Below are 419 nucleotides of genomic sequence, written 5' to 3' on the forward strand. Positions count from 1 at the left end.
CACCGCCCCGGAAGTCTTTCTCGGCTATCTCGGCACAGAGTTCAGCGATCAGTTTTCCCTCGGCGTGATTGCCTACGAGATGTTGACCGGACGTCTGCCCTATGGCGCGGACGTGGCGCGGGCAACCAGCGAACGGGCCCAGGCGAACCTGCGCTATCGCAGTGCGTCGACGATTACCGAACGCGTCCCGGACTGGGTCGACGGCGCGCTTTGCCGCGCTGTGCATCCGGTGCCTGGCAAACGCTACGACGCGCTCAGCGCCTTTCTGGAAGATCTGCGCCGGCCCAACCCGGCCTTTGAACGCGATCATTCCGTCCCGCTGGCCGAACGCGACCCGGTTCGCTTCTGGCAGCTGGTCTCGGCCGTTCTCGCGGTGCTTTGCACCGTTCTGTTTTACCAAGTCTTCGGCAATCCATAGG

1 pseudogene is annotated in these 419 nt (G+C 63.7%); it reads left to right on the forward strand.

Annotation, left to right across the window (positions count from 1 at the left end):
• A pseudogene (locus FMN52_RS19785) lies at positions 1-418 on the forward strand (bifunctional protein-serine/threonine kinase/phosphatase); the annotation flags it as partial.
• Between the last annotated feature and the right edge of the window lies 1 nt (position 419).

This window comes from Marinobacter sp. BW6 (genome assembly GCF_008107725.1).
Lineage (GTDB): Bacteria > Pseudomonadota > Gammaproteobacteria > Pseudomonadales > Oleiphilaceae > Marinobacter.